General features: G+C 70.4%; 17 protein-coding genes. 7 read left to right on the top strand and 10 right to left on the bottom strand.

The annotated features are described in order from the left end of the window. Positions 1 to 81 precede the first annotated feature (81 nt). From SOM19_RS01860 to SOM19_RS01845, 4 genes are read right to left on the bottom strand one after another with little or no spacing between them, the layout of a single operon-like run. Entirely contained in the window at positions 82 to 1,095 is a 1,014-nt protein-coding gene (locus SOM19_RS01860) for a LacI family DNA-binding transcriptional regulator (protein ID WP_320484848.1), read from the bottom strand. Positions 1,096 to 1,111: 16 nt separating this feature from the next. Continuing rightward, a complete protein-coding gene (locus SOM19_RS01855; RefSeq protein ID WP_320484847.1) occupies positions 1,112 to 1,588 on the bottom strand; it encodes a MaoC family dehydratase in 477 nt (158 codons plus the stop codon). Continuing rightward, the gene (locus tag SOM19_RS01850) at positions 1,570 to 2,703 is read right to left on the bottom strand and encodes an extracellular solute-binding protein (protein WP_320484846.1); all 1,134 of its coding nucleotides are present in this window, start codon (positions 2,701 to 2,703) and stop codon (positions 1,570 to 1,572) included. Before SOM19_RS01850 ends, SOM19_RS01855 begins: the two co-directional genes overlap by 19 nt. After that, positions 2,700 to 3,872 carry a CaiB/BaiF CoA transferase family protein gene (locus tag SOM19_RS01845; RefSeq protein ID WP_320484845.1) on the bottom strand — a complete coding sequence of 391 codons (1,173 nt, stop codon included), beginning with the start codon at positions 3,870 to 3,872 and terminating at the stop codon, positions 2,700 to 2,702. The genes SOM19_RS01850 and SOM19_RS01845 overlap by 4 nt, the downstream gene beginning before the upstream one ends. A gap of 153 nt (positions 3,873 to 4,025) precedes the next feature. Between SOM19_RS01845 and SOM19_RS01840 the strand changes: the two genes are divergently transcribed. The 6 genes from SOM19_RS01840 to SOM19_RS01815 are packed head-to-tail and all read left to right on the top strand — an operon-like array spanning position 4,026 to position 9,026. Next, positions 4,026 to 5,048: a zinc-dependent alcohol dehydrogenase gene (locus SOM19_RS01840; protein WP_320484844.1), complete on the top strand. Its 1,023-nt coding sequence runs from the start codon at positions 4,026 to 4,028 to the stop codon at positions 5,046 to 5,048. After that, the gene (locus SOM19_RS01835) at positions 5,045 to 5,803 is read left to right on the top strand and encodes an SDR family oxidoreductase (RefSeq protein WP_320484843.1); all 759 of its coding nucleotides are present in this window, start codon (positions 5,045 to 5,047) and stop codon (positions 5,801 to 5,803) included. Before SOM19_RS01840 ends, SOM19_RS01835 begins: the two co-directional genes overlap by 4 nt. Then, positions 5,800 to 6,438: a bifunctional 4-hydroxy-2-oxoglutarate aldolase/2-dehydro-3-deoxy-phosphogluconate aldolase gene (eda, locus tag SOM19_RS01830; protein ID WP_320484842.1), complete on the top strand. Its 639-nt coding sequence runs from the start codon at positions 5,800 to 5,802 to the stop codon at positions 6,436 to 6,438. Before SOM19_RS01835 ends, eda begins: the two co-directional genes overlap by 4 nt. Continuing rightward, positions 6,435 to 7,391 (top strand): sugar kinase, encoded by a 957-nt coding sequence (locus SOM19_RS01825; RefSeq protein WP_320484841.1) that lies wholly within the window; start codon positions 6,435 to 6,437, stop codon positions 7,389 to 7,391. The genes eda and SOM19_RS01825 overlap by 4 nt, the downstream gene beginning before the upstream one ends. A 34-nt stretch (positions 7,392 to 7,425) precedes the next feature. Continuing rightward, positions 7,426 to 8,277, top strand: a complete 852-nt coding sequence (locus SOM19_RS01820) for a fumarylacetoacetate hydrolase family protein (RefSeq protein WP_320484840.1) — start codon at positions 7,426 to 7,428, stop codon at positions 8,275 to 8,277. Then, entirely contained in the window at positions 8,274 to 9,026 is a 753-nt protein-coding gene (locus SOM19_RS01815; RefSeq protein WP_320484839.1) for an SDR family NAD(P)-dependent oxidoreductase, read from the top strand. Before SOM19_RS01820 ends, SOM19_RS01815 begins: the two co-directional genes overlap by 4 nt. Positions 9,027 to 9,029: 3 nt before the next feature. Here the strand turns inward: SOM19_RS01815 and SOM19_RS01810 are convergent, their stop codons facing one another. Further along, on the bottom strand, positions 9,030 to 9,449 hold the full coding sequence (locus tag SOM19_RS01810; protein WP_320484838.1) for an MmcQ/YjbR family DNA-binding protein: 420 nt from the start codon (positions 9,447 to 9,449) through the stop codon (positions 9,030 to 9,032). A 153-nt stretch (positions 9,450 to 9,602) separates the two neighbouring features. Between SOM19_RS01810 and SOM19_RS01805 the strand changes: the two genes are divergently transcribed. Then, a complete protein-coding gene (locus SOM19_RS01805; RefSeq protein ID WP_320484837.1) occupies positions 9,603 to 12,980 on the top strand; it encodes a DUF5979 domain-containing protein in 3,378 nt (1,125 codons plus the stop codon). A gap of 48 nt (positions 12,981 to 13,028) precedes the next feature. Here the strand turns inward: SOM19_RS01805 and SOM19_RS01800 are convergent, their stop codons facing one another. The 5 genes from SOM19_RS01800 to dnaK form a co-directional block, all read right to left on the bottom strand. Continuing rightward, positions 13,029 to 13,940 (bottom strand): ribokinase, encoded by a 912-nt coding sequence (locus SOM19_RS01800; protein ID WP_320484836.1) that lies wholly within the window; start codon positions 13,938 to 13,940, stop codon positions 13,029 to 13,031. A gap of 56 nt (positions 13,941 to 13,996) precedes the next feature. Continuing rightward, positions 13,997 to 14,479, bottom strand: a complete 483-nt coding sequence (locus tag SOM19_RS01795) for a heat shock protein transcriptional repressor HspR (protein WP_320484835.1) — start codon at positions 14,477 to 14,479, stop codon at positions 13,997 to 13,999. 184 nt (positions 14,480 to 14,663) lie between these two features. Further along, positions 14,664 to 15,668, bottom strand: coding sequence for a DnaJ C-terminal domain-containing protein (locus SOM19_RS01790; RefSeq protein WP_320484834.1), 1,005 nt, complete (start codon positions 15,666 to 15,668; stop codon positions 14,664 to 14,666). A gap of 14 nt (positions 15,669 to 15,682) precedes the next feature. Continuing rightward, a complete protein-coding gene (locus SOM19_RS01785; RefSeq protein ID WP_320484833.1) occupies positions 15,683 to 16,285 on the bottom strand; it encodes a nucleotide exchange factor GrpE in 603 nt (200 codons plus the stop codon). Further along, complete coding sequence (gene dnaK, locus SOM19_RS01780; RefSeq protein ID WP_320484832.1) at positions 16,285 to 18,168, bottom strand: molecular chaperone DnaK; 1,884 nt, start codon at positions 18,166 to 18,168, stop codon at positions 16,285 to 16,287. Before dnaK ends, SOM19_RS01785 begins: the two co-directional genes overlap by 1 nt. Positions 18,169 to 18,365: the final 197 nt, after the last annotated feature.

Genomic DNA, 18,365 nt, shown 5'->3' with positions numbered 1-18,365 from the left:
TTCATTGGATGAATTGGACGTTCAGCGACGATCCATGGAGCGGTTCTCCCGAAATGCTCCGGAAAGATCCGCTCTTTGGCGTCAGGCGGGTGGGGGCGACGTCGACTCTCGGACCATCAGCACGGGCGCCGGCTCACTGACCGTCACATCCGACACCGCGCCCGACGTGATGCGGTCGAAGATCGCGGCCATCGCGGCGCGCCCGAGTTCGTACAGGGGCATCCGCACCGTCGTGAGCGGAGGCCAGGCGTTCTCCGCGGTCCACGCGTCGTGCATCGCCACCAGCGAGAGGTCTTCGGGGACTCGCAGCCCGAGGCGGCGAGCCTCGAGGAGGGCACCGTGGGCGGCGTTGACATTCGCCACGACCACGGCGGTCGGACGGGGCTCGAGCGCGGCCAGCCGGGCGAGTGCGGCTCCCCCGCTGCGCGGGTCGTAGCCCAGGCGGGTCAGATGGTCGTCGTCGACCGCGTGCCCGGCATCCGCCATCGCCGCCCGGAAGCCCTGCTCACGGCGCTCGGAGGTGTCCGAGCTCGGCAGGCCGCCGATGAACGCGATGCGCGTATGGCCGAGTCCGATCAGATGCTCGGTGGCCAGGCGCATCCCGGCCTCGTCCTCCAGCACCACCGAGCCCGCCCGCTGCGGGTGGATGGAGTTGACGAACACCACCGGCAGGGTGCCCTCGACGAGCTTCTGCAGGTCGTGCGGCCGCATGTGATCGCCCACCTGCACCAGCACGCCGTCCACGCGCCCCTCGCCGATCAGCCGGGGAATCGACTCCTCGCCTTCCGGCATGCCTTCGGCGCGCGCGAGCAGAACCATGTACCCGCGGCGATGCGCCTCGTCCTCGACGCCACGCATCAGCTCGGTGAAGATCGCATTGGTGAGGTCGGGGACGATGAGGCCCACGACGTTGGTGCGGGAGAACTTCAGCGCTCGCGCGGCGAAGTTCGGGCGGTAGCCCAGCTCCTGCGCGGCATCCTGGATCCGCCGGCGCGTGTCTTCGCTGACACGCGCGCTCGGAGCGTCGCTCAGCACCCGCGAGACCGCCGAGACGGACACGCCCGCGCGCGCCGCGACATCACTCAGCGTGGCCATGCGCCCAGTGTAGGGATCACGCGTCGCCGGAGCCGCGCCGGTTGACGAGGTAGAGGTGGGTGAGCACCATCGCGGTCTCGCCACGCTGGTTGACGACCGACACGAGCTCGTGCACGTAGCCGTACTCGTCCGGACGCTTCGCGTGCGCGGTCTTGTCGGTGATCTCGGCCGTCACCCGGATGGTGTCGCCGATGAAGACGGGTCGGATGAACCGGATGCGGTCGTAGCCGTAGCTCATCGCCTGCGGGTTGATGTCGCCTGCCGTCATCCCCACGGCGACCGACAGGATGAGCGTCCCGTGCGCGATCCGCTGCCCGGCGGGCTGTGTGGCCATCCACTCGGCATCCATGTGGTGCGGGAAGAAGTCGCCGGTCTGCCCGGCGTGCAGCACGATGTCCGCCTCGGTGATCGTGCGGCCGACCGTCTCGCGCCGCTCGCCCACCTCGATGTCCTCGTACCAGCGGTCGATCGTGTTCACGAAGTCACCAGCCATTCCTCGACGCCCTCGTCGAGCCGCGCCCGCAGGGCGTCGTCGCCCAGTTCGCCGACCAGCGCCGCGGTGACGAACTCCGACAGGGTGTTCTGCAGTTCGATGTAGTGGGCGAACCGTGGTCGGACGTACGCCCCCTCGAGGGTGGCGCGCGTCCCCCGGAAGAAGTCGAGCGAATCGGCGTTGGTGCGATCGCTCTCCCACGCGACGGCATTGCCCGGCTGCCCGCCGCCGTCGTAGTACACGCCCTCCTGGACGGGGGCGGAGTCCAGCCAGAAGGCGTGGGCGATCGCCTGCTCCGGATGCCGCGTGCGCGCGGAGACCGCGATCCCGGCGCCGCCGAGCAGAGACCCGCGGACCCCTTCGCGAGACGCGGGGATGTCGATGTAGGCCAGCCGGTGCGGCCGGAAGCCGGCACGGCTGTAATTCGTGTAGCCGAACATGAGCGGCACGTACGCGAAGCGATCGCCGGTGCTCAGCGCATCGGCGGTCTGGATCGGATTCCACCCGCTGTTCTCGGCGGGGACGAGCCGCGCCAGTCGCCGCAGCGTGTCCAGAGCATCGGCGAGCGCGTCCGGACTCAGGAAGACACCGGGGCGGCGCATCGGCTCCTCGCCGTTCCCGGATGCCACGGTCACCAGGCTCGAGAAGGCGTCGACGGGCTTGTACGGCCACAGCACGCGCCCCTGCTCGGCCAGTGCGAGCACCCCCGCCCAGTCGCGCGGCGGCTCGGGGAGCAGATCGGGCCGATACGCGGCGACCTGGGCCGCGGCATCCGTCGCCAATCCCCACTGCGCGCCGGCATGGGCGTAGGAGAGGTGGGAGGCCCCGACGGACTGCGTGGCGAGCACCGCGAGCTCGTCGTCGTGACCCACCCCGTCCAGTCGCGCGAACAGCCCGTTCTCCGCCGCATGCGGGATGTGCGGATGGTCGATGACGAGCAGGTCGTACTGCTCGACGAGCTGCTCGAGCGCCTGATCGGCGAAGGCCTGGAGGGAGCGCTGCTCCCACCGCACCTCGACGTCGGGCTGCACCGCTCGGTACCCCTCTGCCGCCGCCGCGACGCTGCCGTAGCCGCGCGCGTGCTCCCACGTGATGCCCCGGAGGATCGTGGTCACAGTCGCACCTCCGAGACCGGCGGGAACTCTGCTCTCACGGCGGCATCGTCCTCGCCCAGCGTCGGAGCCGCCTTGTCGCTGGTGAGCACCTGGCCGTCGATGCGCAGCGGACTGCGCGTCGTCGCGATCGCCGTGCCGCCGCGCCTCACCTGCTGCGTCATGCGGATGGCGGCGAAGCCCTCGGAGTCGAGCAGCTCGTCCAGGGTCAGCACCGGTGCGCACCACACGTCGGCCGCATCGAGGATGTCGAGCCAGTGCTGGGTCGTGTCGGTGGCGAACTGCGCGGCGAGCAGCGCCTCGATCTGCTCCTGCCGGTCCCAGGCCTCCTGCGGATCGACCATCTCCTCGAGGGCGGGGAGCTGGAGCAGCGCTCCGAGCTTCGGGATCGGGTTCATCGCGAGGGCGATGTAGCCGTCGCTCGTGGGGTAGGTGCCGTAGGGCGCCGCCAGGAAGGCGTGCGCCGAATGGGTGCCGTGGCGCTCCACCTGGATGGAGTCGTCGTTGAGCTTCGTGCTCAGCAGCTCGAACTGCAGGTCCAGCATGGACTCCAGCAGGCTGGACTCGACCAGGCCCCCTTCGCCGGTGCGGAAGCGCCTGACGAGCAGCGCGGTCACGCCCTGCGCGATGTGACAGCTCAGCAGGTGGTCGGCGATCGAGAGCCCGACGGGCACGGGGCCGTCCGCCTTCGATCCGCTCAGCCACGGGAGCCCCGAGATCGACTGGGCGAGGAGATCCTGGCCGGGACGATCCCGCCACGGTCCGTCGCTGCCGTAGCCGGTCGCGCTCGCGTAGACGATGGCCGGATTGATCGCTCGCACCGACTCGTAGTCGAGGCCGATGCGCTCCATCACTCCGGGTCGGAAGTTCTGGATGACGACGTCGGCCCGAGCGACCAGCTGCTTCACGTAGGCGAGGTCGGCATCGACCTTCAGATCGGCGGTGATCGACTCCTTGTTGCGGTTCATCGCATGGAACGACACGGTGTCGCCGTCGACGACGCGGCCCGCGAACGCCAGCGTGCGGCCGATGTCGCCGGTGCCCGGCCGCTCGACCTTGATGACGCGCGCGCCGAGATCGGCCAGGCGCATCGCCGCCACCGGGCCGGCGAGGAATTGGCTGAAGTCCAGGACGAGGAGTCCCTCAAGCGGTCTGATGTTCCCTACAGGCATGGCGTGTGACTGGCTTTCTCGGAATCGTCGGTCCTGCGTGATCAATCGTTTGCTCATGCTAGTTTAGGCGGACTCGGGCCGCAAGGAGACAGTGGGCCGACGGTGGTGCACAATGGGAGCAGCCCAATTCATCTGATCTTTGAGAGGCCGTCGATGCTGACTGCAAGCTACGCGGGCAACCGCACGATCGTCATCTCGGAAGCCGAACCTGCCCCGCCCGGCCCGGGTCAGGTGCAGGTGGCCGTCGCCTACACCGGGCTGTGCGGCACCGACCTGCACATCCTGCACGGGAGCATGGACGCCCGGGTCGAGACGCCGCTGGTGTTCGGCCACGAGATGAGCGGCACCGTCGCCGCCGTCGGCGACGGCGTGGATGCCTGGAGGGTGGGCGATGGCGTGACGGTGATGCCGCTCTCGTGGGACGGCACCTGCCCGGCGTGCGCCGCCGGGAACCAGCACATCTGCCAGAACCTCGACTTCATCGGCATCGACTCCCCCGGCTCTCTTCAGCCCATGTGGAACGTCCCCGCCGACACTCTCGTCCGGCTCCCGGCCGGGCTGCGCCTCGACCATGCCGCGCTCGTCGAGCCGGTCGCAGTGGCGGTGCACGACGTGCGCCGCGCCCAGCTGACCCCGGGGCAGAAGGCCGTCGTCATCGGGGGCGGCCCGATCGGCGTGCTGATCGCCACCGTCGCCCGGCACTTCGGCGGCGACGTGGTCGTCGTCGAGCTGGACGAGAAGCGCCGGACGCAGATCGAGGACCTGGGCTTCACCACCCTCGACCCGCGCGCGGTGGACCAGATCGCCTGGGTCACCGAGTGGTCGGCCGGTGCCGGGGCCGATGTCGTCTTCGAGGTATCGGGCGCGGCCCAGGCGGTACTGGGAGCGACATCGCTGGCGAAGGTGCGCGGCACCGTCGTCGTGGTCGCCATCCACCCGACGCCCCGGGAGATCGACCTGCAGCGCGTCTTCTGGCGCGAGCTCAGCATCCTGGGCGCCCGCGTCTACCAGCGTGTGGACTTCGAGACCGCCGTCGACCTCGTCGCAGAGGGCGTCATCCCCGCCGATCTGCTCATCACCCGCATCGTGCCGCTCACGCAGACCCAGGACGCCTTCGCGGACCTCGAGGCAGGTCGGGCCATGAAGATCCTCGTCGATGTGGGGGGCCAGCAGTGAGCGGGCTCTTCTCCCTCCGGGGAACGACAGCGGTCGTCACCGGCGCCCGGCGCGGGATCGGGTTCGCCATGGCGGCCGCGCTCGCCGAGGCGGGGGCCGACATCATCGGCGTCAGCACCTCGCAGCCGCGCAGCGGCAGTGCCGTGGAGGATGCCGTGACCGGCGCCGGTCGCACCTTCGAGGGCATCGCGTGCGATTTCGCGGATCCGGACGCCGTCGACGCGCTGGGCGCCGAGCTCGCGACGCGCGGCGTCGACATCCTCGTGAACAACGCGGGCACCATCGAGCGGGCACCGGCGGCGGAGCACCCCCTCGAGCTCTGGGACCGTGTCGTGCAGGTGAACCTGTCGAGCCAGTTCCGGCTGACGCAGGCCGTCGCCCGGCCGATGCTCGAGCGCGGGCGCGGCAAGATCATCTTCACCGCGTCGCTGCTCAGCTTCCAGGGCGGGATCAACGTGCCGGGCTACACGGCGGCGAAGTCGGGGATCGCCGGCCTCACTCGTGCTCTTGCAAACGAGTGGGCCGCGCACGGCGTCAACGTCAACGCCATCGCGCCGGGGTACATCTCGACCGACAACACCGAGGCCCTGCGCGCGGACGCCGCACGCTCGACCGCGATCCTCGACCGCATCCCGGCCGGACGCTGGGGCGAGGCATCCGATCTCGCCGGCGCCACGGTGTTCCTCGCCTCCCCCGCGTCCGACTACGTCTCGGGCATCGTCCTCCCCGTCGACGGCGGGTGGCTCGGGCGATGAGCGCGGTCGCCGAGGTCACACGGATCGGGATCGTCCCCGTCGTGGTCATCGACGACCCCGGCCGGGCGCACGCCCTTGCCGAGGCCCTGCTCGCCGGAGGGATCGGCTGCGCGGAGTTCACCCTCCGCACGCCCGCCGGGATCGCTGCCCTCCGGGCTGCCGCAGCGGTTCCGGGCTTCCTCGCCGGTGCGGGGACGGTCCTCACGGTCGATCAGGCGAAAGCTGCAGCGGATGCCGGTGCGGCATTCGCGGTGAGTCCGGGCTACGACCCGGCGGTCGCCGGCGCCGTGGCCGGCCACGGCGTCACGATGATCCCCGGCGTGGCCACCCCCACCGAGGTCCAGCGAGCGTTCGGCGACGGGTTCGCCCACGTCAAGGTGTTCCCGGCCGGGCTCCTCGGGGGCCCTGCCTACCTCGACGCCCTCGCGGCGCCCTTCCGTGAGGTCGCGTTCCTCCCGAGCGGCGGCGTCGCGCCCGACGACGTGGGGCCGTATCTCCGTCGCCCGCACGTCTTCGCGGTGAGCGGCAGCTGGATGGTGCCGCGCGCCGCCATCGCCGACGGCGACTTCGACCTCATCTCGACGCGCAGCCGCGCCGCGGCCGAGGCACGCGACGCTGCGAGGGCCGGGTCATGACCGGGCTGTTCACACTCGGCGAAGGACTCGGCCTCATCCGCGGCGATGGGATCGGCGGCCTCGAACGACTCGCGACCGCCCACATCGACACCGGGGGCGCCGAGGGCAATGTCGCCATCGGGGTCGCCCGGCTCGGCGGTGAAGCCACCTGGCTCGGGCGTGTCGGCGACGACGCCCTGGGTCGCCGCGTGGCCGGCGATCTCCGCTCCGAGTCCGTGACCGTGCACGCCGTCGTCGACACCGAAGCCCCGACCGGCCTGATGCTGAAGTCGACGCCGCGCGCGGGCGCGACGGTCGTCGACTACTACCGTCGCGGGAGCGCGGGAAGCCGCCTGTCGCCCGCCGACCTCGAGGGCAGCGGACTCGAGGACCACCGCATCCTGCACGTCACAGGGATCACTCTCGCGCTCTCGTCCAGCGCACGCGCCGCGGTGCTCGCGGCCGTCCAGCGCGCGAAGTCGGCCGGACTGCTGGTCTCATTCGCGGTCAACCACCGGTCGCGCCTGTGGGACGCCGACGAGGCCACACCGCACTACCTGGCACTCCTCCGCACCGCCGACATCGTGTTCGCCAGCGCCGAGGAGGGCGATCTCCTGGTCGCCGGAGCGGGATCCCCCGGCACGGACCCCGAGGAGCTCGTGCGAGAGCTGTCGCGCCTGGGCGCGGATGAGACGATCCTCACCCTCGGCGCAGACGGCGCGGCCGCCGTCATCGACGGCGCCCTGCACCGTGTCGCGGCCGTCCCGGTGTCCGTCGTGGACACGGTCGGCGCGGGGGACGCGTTCGCGGCGGGCTACCTCGCCGAGCGGCTCTCAGGAGCCCCTGCCGCCCAGCGGCTCCGCACCGCCGTCACCGCCGGCGCGCTGGCCTGCGCCCACCCGGGCGACTGGCAGGGAGCGCCACGCAGGCCCGACCTCGCCGCATTCGACGGCCACGATCCGGTCAGTCGCTGAACACCGACCGACCACCCTGAGAAGGAGCAACCACATGACCCTCGGACGCCTCGGCGACCTCGGCAGCGAGATCCCCGTCCTCCACCACGACGGCCGCGTCTACGACCTCCGTCCCCTCACCGCCGATATCGACGGAGCGTTCCTGGCCTCCGGCGGTGTCGCCGCGGCCGTGTCGGCCCGATCGGCCGGGAAGCTGACCGAGCTCGCCGACGCCTCTTCCCTCCGCGTCGGCGCACCCGTCGCAGCCCCGGGCAAGATCGTGTGCATCGGACTCAACTATCGCGATCACGCCGAGGAGACCGGCGCGACGCTGCCGAGCGAGCCCGTGGTGTTCATGAAGGACCCCGGCACGATCGTCGGGCCCCACGATGATGTGCTCATCCCCCGGAAGTCGACCAAGACCGACTGGGAGGTCGAGCTCGGCGTGGTCATCGGGCGCACCGCCCGCTACCTCGACTCGCCCGAGCAGGCGGATGAGGTCATCGCCGGCTATGTGCTCTCGCACGATGTGTCGGAGCGCGAGTTCCAGCTCGAACGCGGCGGCCAGTGGGATAAGGGCAAGAGCTGCGAGACCTTCAATCCCCTGGGTCCCCACCTGATCGCCGCGTCCGACGTCGCCGATCCGCAGGCGCTCGGCCTGCGGCTGTGGGTCAACGGCGAGCTGCGCCAGAACGGCAGCACGGCGAACATGATCTTCGGCGTCCGTTACGTGATCTGGTACCTCTCGCAGTTCATGGTGCTGCGACCGGGCGACCTCATCAACACCGGCACCCCCGCCGGCGTGGCGCTGGGCCTGGAGGGCACGCCCTACCTTCGCGACGGCGATGTCGTCGAGCTCGAGATCGACGGACTCGGTCGCGCGCGGCAGCGGATGGTGCAGGCATGAGCGGCGACTTCGACGGCCTGACCGCCGTCGTCACCGGCGGCGCCTCGGGCATCGGGCTGGCGACCGCGCTGGCATTCGCCGAGCGGGGTGCGTCGGTCGCCGTCCTCGACCTCGACCCATCGTCGGTGCGCGAGCCGCTCCTCGGCGTCGTGGCCGACGTGCGCGACCGCGCGTCGGTGTCACGCGCCGTCGAGGAGGTCGTGGCGCGCTTCGGCGGGATCGACATCCTCGTCAACAACGCCGGGGTGAGCGCGATCGGGACCGTCGAAGAGCAGGGCGACGACGACTGGGCCCGCGTGCTCGACATCAACGTCACCGGCATCGCCCGCGCGACCTCCGCGGCGCTTCCTCACCTGCGCGCCTCGGATCACGCCGCGATCGTCAACCTCTGCTCGATCGCGGCCCTCAACGGGCTGCCGCGACGCGCGCTGTACTCGGCGACCAAGGGCGCCGTGATGTCGCTCACCTACGCGATGGCGACGGACCACGTCGGCGAGGGCATCCGGGTGAACGCGGTCAGCCCCGGCACGGTGGCCACGCCGTTCGTCGATCGCTTCCTCACGCAGTTCGACGACCCGGCACGGGAGCGCGCCGCGCTCGACGCCCGCCAGGCGACGGGTCGCATGGTCACGCCCGAGGAGGTCGCCGGAGCCATCCTCTATCTCGCACACCCCGGGTCCGGCTCGACGACGGGCGCCGTCCTCGAAGTGGACGGGGGCATGACGCACGCCCGCGTGCGGACCGCCTGACCCCTACGCCTCATCCGCCGTGCCGTGCTCGGCGAGCCACTCCCTGGCGACGCGCTTGGGCGCGCGGAGCAGCCAGGCGTCGGTCACCACCTCGCGCAGCTGCTCGAGGTCGACGGCATCCAACCGCACGAGCACGGCCGGATACCCGTCGAAGTGGGGGATCGTGAAGAAGGCGTCCGGGTAGGTCTCGATAAGCGCCTCCTTCTCGTCGAGGCCGTCGGTCCGCACCCCCACCACCAGCCCCTCCGGCCAGGAGCGACCGAGACCCTCGAGTGCGGCCAGGTCGGCGGCGCCCGGCCCTCGCTCCCACACGAACGCGCCCGCGGTCGTGCGCCACATCGCTCCCCCGCGGTGGCCGTCGACACCTTCGTGCGTCGCGGGCAGCGCGAGGGCGATCGCCCTCACATCGTCGAGATCGGCCATCCGTCGATCGTGCCCGACCGGGGAGCGCGGTGCCAGACCCCTAGCGGTGCGGTGCCGCGATGTCGGCTTGTCCGTGACGGAATGGACAGACCCGGGTATCGTCGCTCTCGTCGGGAGTGGCGCACCTGCGCCCGGCAGGGGGATGGAACGCACATGCAGAACGGTATCCGGCCGGTCATCCGACGACGGCTTCGAGCGGTGGTCGCCATGGCCGCTGCGGCGGGCATCATTGCCGCCGGCGCAGTGGTCACGAACACCGAACCTGCGTATGCGGCCCCGCCCGCCTCCTTCAATCCGTTCGCGATGAACGGCGGATTCACGGTGTACGCGCGCGAGGACGCGACCCTCGACAACGACGAGACCGAGGGCACGATCGCCGTCGGCGACACCGCGACGGTGAGCGCGAACGGGCAGTACACGCTCGCCCATGTCATCGCGGGCACCGGCGATTACACCCTGCCCACGGTCGACGGCGACCCGACCCGTCTCCTCGTCGGGTCGTACAGTCCCGCGAGCACCGGCATCCTGGCGATCACGAGCGCGGGCACCTCCGATCCGACGCTCCAGGGCGACCTGAAGCTCGTGCAGCGCGAGTCGGTGTTCCAGCCGTTCCAACGCGGAAGCTGGCTCCGCATGAACCGCGATCCCCTGATCCCGGATCTCACGCCGCTCATCGACGCGACGCACCAGGACTATCCGGCGAATGCCACACCTCCTTCGTCCGCGGTCGGCAACAGCAGCATCTACACGTTCAACACCGGGCCGACAGCCGTGGCCGACTATGTCGAGGCGAACCAGGAGGCGAACTACGCCGACGCGGCGTCGTGCCTGGACGACCTGGCGGACCCGGGCAACGACGTGGGCTATCCGGTCGGCGTCGCGGAGGACGCTGGAGACCGGGTCGTGCTCGAGCCCCTGAGCCCCGATCAGCCGAACGTCGTCGACTACGCCGACATCGCCGATGCCTCGCTCCTCCAACTCTCGACCGGACCGACTCCCGGTGCCGGCAATCCGCTCATCATCAGGGTTCCGGCCGGGCTCGGAACGGTCTCTGCCGCACGGATGGATCCACAGGGCGCCTACTCGCCGTACATCATGTGGGACTTGTCGGCCGAGACCGGCGCCGTCACGGTGAACGCGGCACAGGGCCGCATCGACGGGTCCATCTACGCCCCCGAGGCGACCCTCACCGTGAACGCGGCACCGCTGGACGGCCAGGTGCTCGCGCGCAATGTGATCCTGCAGGGCGGCGAGATCCACACCTTCCTCTTCAGCGGCCAGCTCTCGTGCGACAACAGCGAGGCCGGCACGTTCCGGGCGCGCAAGGCCCTCGAGGGCATCACGGCGGCCGACCTGCCGGCCGGTACGACCTTCACCCTCAACTACTCCGCCGCCATCCCCGACGCCGAGGCCGTCACCGGATCACTCGAGCTGCCCGCGAGCGGTGATTGGATCGACGCGGGTGTCAGCTTCCCGGTGGGAACGGTCGTCAGCTTCCAGGAGGTCGCGCCGGAGAGCGTTCCGGGCTACACCTGGGGCACGCCGGTCATCACGCCACCGAGCATCATCATCGGCGCGGACACCACGGTAGACGTCACGGTCGCGAACATCGCGACGCAGATCACCGGCACGTTCACGGTGTCCAAGAGCGTCGTCGAAGTCGATCCCGGCGACCCCGCGGCACCGGCGGTCACCGGCACGGTCCCGGTGACCTGGACGGCCACGCTCGACGGCACCGAGATCGGCACGGGCACGCTCGCCGTCGACTTCGACGGCACGCCGGTCGGTCCCGAAGGATCCTTCCCGCTCGGAACCGAGATCTCACTCACGGAGGATCTCTCGGGCATCGCGGCACCGCCCGGATTCCAGTGGGGCAGCCCGGTCTGGATGCCCGGCAGCACCTTCACCATCACCGATGACACCACAGTCGCGGTGGGGTTGGTGAACGTCCTCGTCGAGGACTCGGATGAGCGCACCGTCACGGTGACCAAGCAGGTGTCCGGCGAGGGCGCGGATCCGCGCTTTGGGTACGCGATCAGCTACAACGTCGATCCCGTGGTCCCCGGGGAAGAGACCCGCACGACCCGAGACCTCACCGTCGGGACGCCGGTCGCCCTCGTCGATCTCGAAACGGGCACCGACACGCTGCGGCTCGCCGAGCTGCTTCCGACATTCGACGGCGCTGCGGTGGATGCCGCGGACTGGGAGCTCCCCGTGTTCCGCGTCACGCAGAACGGCGTGACCGAGGAATTCCGCCCCGGTGGCTTCGAGGGTGTCGTGGACCTCGATCAGGCGATCGTCGACATCCCTCTGGCCGGCACCGCCGATGTGTTCATCGAGGTCGGCAACGAGGTGCTGACCGGAACCTTCGAACTGTCCAAGGCGCTCGAGGGGATCACGGCCGAGGACTTGCCCGACGACACGGAGTTCACCGTCAACTGGACGGCGACCACCCCCAGCGGAGCCGTGAGCACCGGGACGGTCCGGCTGCCGGCGGACGGCACCGCCGTGTCTCCGGTCGACGCCGGCGGTGACGCCCTGCTCTTCCCCTACGGCACGATCATCGCATTCGACGAGGAACCTCCTGGCGCCGTCTCGGGGTTCGTCTGGACCGGCGCCAGCTTCGATCCCGCTGAGGTGACGATCGGCGATGAGGCCGCGGCCACGGTCTCGTCGACCTTGACCAACACGGCGGATGAGATCACCGGGTCGTTCCAGGTGGTGAAGGAACTGGTGGGGATCGAGCCGGACGAACTCCTGTTCGACTCGCTCACCGTGGCGTACATCGCGACGCTCCCGGGCGGCGGCGTGCAGGCCGGCACCATCCAGGTCCCCACGGACGGCACCCCGGCCGCGCCGGTCGACGCGGAGGGCGACGTCGTGCAGTTCCCGATCGGAACATCGATCCGGTTCGCCGAGCTTCCACTCCCCCCAGACGCACTGCCGCCGGGCTATCAGTGGGCGACGCCCGTCTGGCACCCCTCGGACGGAATCGTCATCACCGTGGACCGCCGCGTGAAGCTCGCCGTGGTCACCAACACGGCGGTCGAGTACACGCGCATCTCGTTCGTCAAGGAGGTGTCGGGTCCGGCCGCGGATCGAGTGCCCGCCGACGAGGTGTTCCGGGGACAATGGTGGCTCGACAACGATGCCACCGACGACGGGGCCGAAGGCTGGGCGGAGTTCCGGGCGGGCGAGGTCCTGGTCTCGGCCGACTTCCCGGTCGGTTCGATCGTCGAGGTGAGCGAGCCGACCCTCCCGGTCGTGCCCGGAGTCGTCTGGGGCACGCCCGTCTGGACCTCCGGCGGCGTCCCGCTGACACTCGACGAACCGGGACGCTACCTCGTGCCGACGAACGTGACCGCCGACACCACGATCTCGCTCGAGCTGAACAACATCGCCAACAGCAGCGGCGGCGGCGACCTGCCGGCGACCGGTGGCGGTGCGATCGCGCCGGTCGTGCCGATCGGTGCGATCGCGCTGATCATGCTCGGCGCGGCGCTGCTCGTGCGACGGCGGGAAGGCGCCTGACGTCGGGACGTCACGGCCCCTCCGGCCCGCCCGGCAGCGAGACGGGACTCAGTTCGGCGACGGAGTGGCCGCGGAAGCGAGTCGCTCGTCGATTTCGCCGGCGAACGGCATGGACTCGGCGGCACCGCGACGGGTGACCGAGATCGCGGCCGCGGCGGACGCGGCCTGCAGCGCGGATTCGAGCGGTATGCCGTCCGCGAGGCGTGCGACGAGCACTCCGGTGAAGGTGTCGCCGGCCGCGGTCGTGTCGACGGGTGCGACGTCGTGCGCATCCACCCGCGCGACGAGCTCACCGTGGCGAGCCACGATCGCGCCGCGGGCGCCGAGGGTGACGACCACCGTCGTCGCGATCAGGCTCAGCGCACGGGCGGCGGCCTCGGCATCCATCTCGCCCGACAGCTGCGCCGCCTCGCCCTCGTTCGGGATCAGGATGTCGGCCAGTTCGACGAGCGCATCGATGCCGTCGGAGACCGGCGCGGGAGTGAGGACCGTCGTGACCGCGTGCGATCGGGCGAACGCCATCGCCTCGACGAGCAGGGAGGCCGGTCGCTCCAGCTGGACGACCAGGTGCGAAGCGCCCGCGATCGCGTCGCGGTCGCCCGCGTCGAGCAGCGAGCGATCGTTGGCCCCCGGCACGACGACGATGGAGTTCTCGCCGTCGTCGGTCACCGTGATCTGCGCGATACCCGTCGAGTGGTCGGTGATCGGGAGGCGCGAGACATCCACGCCCTCGGCCTGGAGAAACGACCGTAGTGCGACGCCGAAGTCGTCCGCTCCCACGGCGCCGATGAAGGCGACGGATGCCCCGGCACGCGCCGCGGCGACCGCCTGGTTGAGCCCCTTGCCGCCGGGGCCTGTGGCGAACGCGGTGCCGAACATGGTCTCGCCGGCCCGCGCGCGGCGCGGCTGCCTCACCACCAGATCCATGTTGGCGCTCCCCAGCACGACGATGCGTCCCATGTCTGGTCTCCCGTTCGATCCGATGCGCTCAGCGGCGCACCGCGAGGATGATCCGACTACGCGGGCTCGGATTCGGGCGCCTCGGCATCCGTCGGCGGGGCACTCCGGTCGATCTGCGGTCGGGGCCGCCACACGACGAGCTCGGTGGCCCGTCGGACCCGCGTGCCGTGGCGGAGGGTGACGACGGAACCTGTGGCGCCGGCGGCGAAGACGCGGGCTCCCGGACGGCGCTCGAGCTCGGTGCGCACGCGCTCCTCGAGGTCGCGCACGCGGCCGTGCAGCTCGCGCACCCGCTCCTCGAGCTCGAGGATGCGGACGATCGCCGGAAGGCCGATCCCCTCCGCCGACATGCGGGCCACTTCTCGCAGCTGCGCCACGTGGCGGATCGAGTACCGCCGGGATCCGCCCGGGGTGCGGTCCGGCACCACGAGCCCCAGGCGGTCGTACTGCCGCAGGGTCTGCGGGTGCATCCCCGACAATTGGGCGGCGACGGCGATCGCGAAGATCGGCGCATCGTCGTCTATCTCGTCCGCGCTCATTGCCTCACCTCGCAGCTCGGTCGTTGAGCGAGCGCGGGGCCCACGCGGCCGGAGGCTCCGCGAATCGCGCCAGCGATTCGTGGAGGGGACGTGGGGACCCGACGAAACGCCGGGAACCGGCGTCACTCGTCGGCTCGACGCGTTTCGTCTCGCTCGTTCCTCGCTCGCTCAACGACCGATCCTCTCAGCCGCGGGCCTTCGACATCAGGTCGGCCCGCGGATTCTCCTTGGGCTCGAGCTCGTGGTACCGCTCGAGCGCTTCGCGGGCGGCGTCGTCGAGGTGCGACGGCACCGCGACCTGCACCTCGGCGAGGAGGTCGCCCGTGCCCTTCTGGGTCTGCACGCCGCGTCCCTTGACACGCAGCACGCGACCGGAGGGCGTTCCCGGAGCGACGCGCAGCTTGACGGGGTCGCCGCCCAGCGTCGGGACCTCGATGGTCGCGCCCAGCGCCGCCTCGGTGAAGGTGACCGGGATGGTCACGCGCAGGTTGAGGCCGTCGCGGGCGAACACGGGATGCGGCCGCACCGCGACCTGCACCACGACGTCGCCGGGCTCACCGCCGTCGGGCGACGGGCGCCCACGACCCCGGAGGCGGATCTTCTGCCCGTCCGAGACGCCCGCGGGGATCTTCACCTTGAACGGACGGCCGTCCTCGCCCTGCAGCGTGATCGTCTCGCCCTTGGTGGCGGTGACGAAGTCGATCGTGGTGCGGGCGGTGACGTCCGCGCCGCGCGTGGGTCCGCCGTATCCGCGGTAGCCGCCCGTGGACTGGCCGAACCGGCCGGTGCCGAAGCCCGCGCCGCCCTGCTGCTGGTTGAACATCGCGAAGATGTCGTCGAAGTCCTCGCTCTGATACCGGCCGCCGCTCCCGCCGCGGCCCTGGTTGAACATGCTGAAGACGTCTTCGAAGCCCCCGTTGCCGCCCTGGCCGCCCGCCGTGAAGCGGGCGCCAGAACCCATCGCCCGGATCTGGTCGTACTCCTTGCGCTGCTCCGGGTCGGAGAGCACCGAGTAGGCCTCGCTGATCTCCTTGAACTTCGCCTCCGCAGCGGCATCGCCCTGGTTGGAGTCGGGGTGATAGGTGCGCGCGAGCTTGCGATAGGTCTTCTTCAAGTCGGCGTCGGCGACGTCCTTGGAGACGCCGAGGATCTTGTAGAAGTCCTTGTCGAACCAGTCCTGACTGGCCATCGATGCCCTCCGGCCTACTCGACCGGGACCGCGACGACGACCTTCGCCGGGCGGAGCTCGACCGAGCCGAGGCGGTAGCCGATCTCGACGACCTCGAGGATCGTCGGGGCCTCCACGCCGGGTGTCGGAGCCTGGAAGATGGCCTCGTGCTGCTGCGGGTCGAAGAGCTCGCCGGCCTCGCCGTAGGTCGACAGACCCATGCGCTCGGCGACGCCGCGCAGCTTCTCGGCGATCGCCGCGAACGGGGTGCCCTCCTCGAGGTCGCCGTGCTTCTCGGCACGGTCCACGTCGTCGAGCACCGGCAGCAGCCCGCGGGCGACCGCGCCCTGGGCGCGCTCGACCTCGATCTCGCGCTGCTCCTCGGTGCGGCGACGGTAGTTCGCGTACTCGGCCTGCAGACGCTTGAGGTCGTTCAGCAGAGCGGATTCGAGGTCGGCGATCACCGCGTCCTCGGCCGCGGCATCCGCGTTCTGCTGGGCGCCCAGGATGTCGTCGACGGTCAGCTCCTCGGCTTCGGCGTCAGCCGTGGCGGGGTCCACCTGCGGGTCGGACCCGGAAGCCTGCGCTTCCGGGCCCTCACCGGCGGGGACCTCGTTCTCGAAGTCCTTGTCAGTCATCAGGCCTTCTTCTCGTCCTCGTCGTCGATGACCTCGGCGTCGACGACATCCTCATCGGAGCCGGTCGACCCGTCGGCCTGGCCGGCGCCCTCGGCGGCCGGCTCACCCGATGCGTCGGGAGCCGACTGCTGGGCCTGACTGGACGCGTAGATGGCCTCGCCCAGCTTGCCCTGGCTCTGGTTCAGCTTGTCGAACGCGGTCTTCACCGCGTCGTCGTCCTCGCCGGCGAGCGCCGTCTTGAGGGCGTCGACATCGGCCTGCACGTCGGTCTTGACGTCGGCGGGCAGCTTGTCGTCGTTCTCCTTGATGAGCTTCTCGATCGAGTACGAGAGCGTCTCGGCCTGGTTGCGGGTCTCGGCGGACTCGCGGCGCTTCTTGTCGTCCGCGGCGTTCTCCTCGGCCTCGCGCACCATCCGCTCGATGTCCTCCTTGGGCAGCGACGAGCCGCCCGTGATGGTCATCGACTGCTCCTTGCCGGTGCCCTTGTCCTTCGCGGAGACGTGCACGATGCCGTTCGCGTCCAGGTCGAAGGTGACCTCGACCTGCGGGATGCCGCGGGGCGCCGGGGCGATGCCGGTCAGCTCGAAGGTGCCGAGCGGCTTGTTGTCGCGGGTGAACTCGCGCTCGCCCTGGAAGACCTGGATCGCGACCGACGGCTGGTTGTCGTCGGCGGTCGTGAAGGTCTCGCTGCGCTTGGTCGGGATGGCGGTGTTGCGCTCGATGAGCTTCGTCATGATGCCGCCCTTGGTCTCGATGCCGAGGCTGAGGGGGGTGACGTCGATCAGCAGCACGTCCTTGCGCTCGCCCTTGAGGACGCCCGCCTGGAGCGCGGCGCCCACGGCGACGACCTCATCGGGGTTGACGCCCTTGTTCGCCTCCTTGCCGGCCTCCTGCTTGACGAGCTCGCTCACGGCGGGCATGCGGGTCGATCCGCCGACGAGCACGACGTGGTCGATGTCGGCGACCTTGATGCCGGCCTCGCGGATGACGTCCTCGAAGGGCTTCTTGGTGCGGTCGAGCAGGTCCTTGGTGAGGTCCTCGAACTTGGCGCGCGTGATGGTTTCGCTCAGCGACACGGGGCCCGAGTCGGTCAGCGAGAGGTACGGCAGGTTCACGCTGGTGCTGGTCGAGGAGGAGAGCTCCTTCTTGGCCTGCTCCGCCGCCTCCTTGAGGCGCTGCAGCGCGATCTTGTCGCCGGAGACGTCGACGCCGGTGGTGTCCTTGAACTGCTTGATGAAGTAGTCGACGAGGCGCTGGTCCCAGTCGTCGCCGCCGAGGCGGTTGTCGCCGGCGGTCGAGCGCACCTGGATGGTCGAGAAGTCGTCGTCCTTGCCCACCTCGAGCAGCGAGACGTCGAACGTGCCGCCACCGAGGTCGAAGACGAGGATGAGCTCGTCCTCCTTGCCCTTGTCGAGGCCGTAGGCGAGCGCCGCGGCGGTGGGCTCGTTGATGATGCGGAGCACGTTGAGGCCCGCGATCTCACCGGCCTCCTTGGTGGCCTGACGCTCGGCGTCGTTGAAGTACGCGGGGACGGTGATGACGGCATCCGTCACCGTGTCGCCGAGGTACTGCTCGGCATCGCGCTTGAGCTTCTGGAGGATGCGCGCGGAGATCTCCTGCGGCGTCCACTTCTTGCCGTCGACCTCGAAGCTCCAGCCGGTGCCCATGTGGCGCTTGACCGACGAGACGGTGCGGTCGACGTTGGTGACGGCCTGGCGCTTGGCGGTCTCTCCGACGAGCACCTCGCCGTCCTTGGTGAAGGCGACGACCGAAGGGGTCGTGCGGAAGCCTTCTGCGTTGGCGATGACCTTGGGCTCGCCGCCCTCGAGGACGCTGACGACCGAGTTGGTCGTACCGAGGTCGATTCCGACAGCACGTGCCATGTGTATCTCTCCTTCGTGTGGGCGGGATGCCCCGGCCCGGGGTTGATGGGAAGTCTGCTCGCGGCATCCGCTCATGAAGGAGGTTGAGCCGCGATGACTCAACGCTACTCGCGCTTCCGGAAGGTGTCAAATGAACTTGATACGACTCGACTCAAGTTCGATCCGCAAGAACCCGTGCCGCGGCAGAGTAGCCTGGC

This window comes from Microbacterium sp. CFBP9034, from assembly GCF_034045255.1.
GTDB lineage: Bacteria > Actinomycetota > Actinomycetes > Actinomycetales > Microbacteriaceae > Microbacterium.
The sequence above is the reverse complement of the archived record's forward strand: the minus strand, read 5'-3'. Positions and strand labels throughout refer to the sequence as shown.